Source organism: Kitasatospora sp. NPDC059817 (genome assembly GCF_042731835.1).
Classification (GTDB): Bacteria; Actinomycetota; Actinomycetes; order Streptomycetales; family Streptomycetaceae; genus Kitasatospora.
Genome location: NZ_JBHWIR010000200.1, coordinates 1 through 3,273, shown reverse-complemented (window position 1 = coordinate 3,273; position 3,273 = coordinate 1). Strand labels below are relative to the sequence as shown.

Annotated in this window: 3 protein-coding genes; all 3 read left to right on the top strand. The window is 74.9% G+C overall.

The window, feature by feature from the left end; genetic code table 11:
* Positions 1 to 225: 225 nt before the first annotated feature.
* Complete coding sequence (locus ACFV61_RS30030) at positions 226 to 984, top strand: sulfite exporter TauE/SafE family protein (protein WP_380430275.1); 759 nt, start codon at positions 226 to 228, stop codon at positions 982 to 984.
* Between the two features lie 154 nt (positions 985 to 1,138).
* Positions 1,139 to 1,444 carry a 4a-hydroxytetrahydrobiopterin dehydratase gene (locus ACFV61_RS30025; RefSeq protein WP_350887574.1) on the top strand — a complete coding sequence of 102 codons (306 nt, stop codon included), beginning with the start codon at positions 1,139 to 1,141 and terminating at the stop codon, positions 1,442 to 1,444.
* A gap of 94 nt (positions 1,445 to 1,538) precedes the next feature.
* The coding region (locus ACFV61_RS30020; protein WP_380495024.1) for a PQQ-binding-like beta-propeller repeat protein at positions 1,539 to 3,273 on the top strand (1,735 nt) is incomplete at its 3' end.

Below are 3,273 nucleotides of genomic sequence, written 5' to 3'. Positions count from 1 at the left end.
GCGGAGGGGCGGTGCGCGACCCACACCACCCGCCAGCCGCGGCGGTGCGCCCGAGCCCGGGCCCGGCCGCCCCCCCCCCCCCCCCCGGCCCCCCCCCCCCCGGCGTGTGGCGGTCGTGGCGTGTGGCCGGTCGTGGCGTACGTCCCGAATCGTGGGCGGCCCTGGTCCGACCGGTGGGCCGTCCGGCATGATCCCCCCGGACAGGACCGAGAGGAGAGGTGACCCATGACGCTCTGGGAGGGCATCGCCGTCCTGGTGGCGGGCGTCGGCGCCGGGATGATCAACGTGATCGTCGGCTCCGGCACGCTGATCACGTTCCCGGTGCTGCTCGCCATCGGGATTCCGCCGGTCACCGCCAACGTCTCCAACACCTTCGGCCTGGTGCCCGGTTCGCTCAGCGGCGTGATCGGCTACCGCCGCGAGCTGGCCGGCCAGGGCCACCGGCTGCTGCGCCTGGGCACCGCCTCGCTGCTCGGCGGACTGGTCGGTGCGCTGCTGCTGATCAGACTGCCGAAGGGCGCCTTCGACGCGATCGTCCCGGTACTGATCCTGCTCGCCCTCGTCCTGGTGGTGATCCAGCCCAGGGTCGCCAAGGCGGTCGCCGCCCGCCGCCGCCCCGACGTCGACCCGGACGGCGGCCTGCTGCTGTTCGTCGGCGTCTTCCTCACCGGCATCTACGGCGGCTACTTCGGCGCCGCGCAGGGCGTCCTGCTGCTGGCGCTGATGGGCATGCTGCTCCAGGAGGACCTGCAGCGGATCAACGCCGTGAAGAACGCGCTGGCGATGGTCGTCAACGGCGTCGCCGCGCTGTTCTTCCTGTTCACCTCCACCGTCAACTGGGCGGCCGCCGGCCTGATCGCGGCGGGCTCGCTGGTCGGCGGCCTGCTCGGCGCCAAGGTCGGCCGCCGCCTGCCGCCGGCCGCGCTGCGCGGCATCATCGTGGTGGTCGGCCTCGTCGCGGTCACCAAACTGCTGCTGAGCTGATGAGCTGAGCAGCGTCGGGGGCCGCCTGGCGGGGGCCGCCCGTCGGGGGCTGTCCGGCAGCGGCTGTGTCGTCCGGTGCGCAGGGCCCCGGCTCGGTATGTTCCTCGCAGTGCACGCCTGACCGGACGGCGAGACGACGAACGGAAGAGCTTCGATGAGCAGCAGGGCACGGCTGAGCGAGGACGAGATCACGGCGGCCCTGGCCGCACTGCCGCGGTGGACCAGGGAGGGCGACAGTATCGTCCGCGCCGCCGACGCCCCCGACTTCCCGGCGGCGATCCGGGTGGTCGTCGCCGTCGCCGAACAGGCCGAGGCGCTCGACCACCACCCCGACGTCGACATCCGCTGGCGCACCCTGCGCTTCGTCCTCTCCACCCACAGCGCGGGCGGGCTGACCGGCCTGGACTTCACCCTGGCCGCCCGCATCGACGAGGCGCTGAACGCCGAGTCCGCGGGCTGACCTCCCCGACCCCCCGAGGCCGGGGCGGCGCGCTCGAACGGGCGTGAGATGCTGACTGCCGCATCGGCAGGCGGCTCGGGAGGGACGGGAACGGATGGCGCAGGAGCCCTTCGGAGACGCCCAGCAGCAGCCGTGGTACCCCCAGGGCCAGCAGGCCTGGCCGGTCGGCGGGCACCAGGAGCCGCAGCCGCAGGAGCCCCCGCAGGACCACCCGCAGCAGGAGTACTGGCAGACGACGTCGGGCTACGGCCAGGGGGCGTACGGGCAGGGCGGGTACGGGCAGGACCTGCCGTACCCGCAGCCGTACGGGCAGGACCCGCAGTACGGGCAGACCGGGTACGTCCAGGGCGGCTACGTCCAGGGCGGTTACGCCGAGGGGCAGTACCAGCCGTACCACCCGCACCCGGACCACGGGCAGCAGCAGTACGCGCCGTACGCCGTCCAGGAGCAGCCTGCGGGGGAGGGGCTGTACGTCCCGGTGGGGGCGGAGTACTCGGCCGACGGGTACGTGCACATCGAGGACGCCGAGCCCGTTCCGGTCGAGCCGTCCACGGAGCCGGAGCCCGTGCCGGGCACGACGCCCGAGGCCGCGCCCGTCGCGCCGTCGCGGGCTGCCGCCCGTCGGGGCAGGTCCTCGAAGGCGGGCTCCCCGAAGGCAGGCTCTCCGGGGGCGGGTTCTTCGCAGGCGGGCTCTTCGCTCTCGGCCAGGGCCCGGGCCGCCGCCGGGGCGGTGCTCACCGGCGAGCACGTGCCCAGCCGGCGGACCCTGCTGGTGCGCACCGGCGCCGGGGTGGCCGCGCTGGGCGTGCTGGTCGCGGCCGGCCTGATGGTCGGGGCCGAGGGTGGCGGCAGCGCGGCCGCGACCAGCGGCGGGGAGCCCGGTTTCGCCGTCGCGCACACCAAGGTGTGGTCCGCCCAGCCCGCCGCGTCCGGGTCGTCGGGTGACGACACGCTGGTCGGCAGCTGGCTGCTGGCCGATGCGGTGGTCCGCGCCGACGCCGCCGGTGTGCGGGCCTACGACCTCGCGGCCGGCAAGCCCGTCTGGTCGGTCGAGCCACCGGCGGCCGGGGCCGTCCCGTGCGGGCTGTCGGCGGGGGTCAACCAGGCGGGGCTGGGCGCGGTGCTGTTCCGGGCCCAGGCCGACCCGAAGAGCCCGTGCACGCTGGTCGCCGCCGTGGACACCAAGACCGGCAAGACCGCGTGGACGAAGACCGTCTCGGACGCCAAGGGCGCGTACGGCGCGAGGATCGGCGTCACCGAGGACAAGGTGATCGCGGTCGGCGACGACCGGGCGGTCGCCTGGGAGTCCGCGGACGGCAAGGACGTCTGGCAGTACACCGGTCAGGGCAAGTTCTGCACCCTGTCCGGCGGCGTGACCGGCAAGACCGTGCTGGTCGCCTCCTCCTGCGCCGACTCGACCCCCGCCGACCAGGCCGTCGCGCTGAACACGGCGGACGGCAAGGTCAGTTGGTGGAGGGGCCTGAACAACCGGCCGAAGACGGTGAGCGTGCTGTCCGCCGAGCCGTCCGTCGTCCTCACCACGGGCGAGAAGCCGGAGGACGACCGGGTGTTCGCCTGGGGCGCGGGCGGCGACCCGGCCGCCGAGATCCCGGTGGTCGGCGACGGCGGCCGGCTGGACGTCGCCCACGGCACGTTCTCGGCCACCCCCGAGGTGTTCTTCCAGAACCGCACGATGGTCACCACGTTCGTCCCGGCGAACGGCGGCGGACCGGTCGCGGCGGTCGGTTACGACCTCGACACCGGCAATCACCCCCGGCTGGCGCCCACCCCCCCCAAGGGCCCCCTCCCGGCGGGGGGGCGCGCGCGCC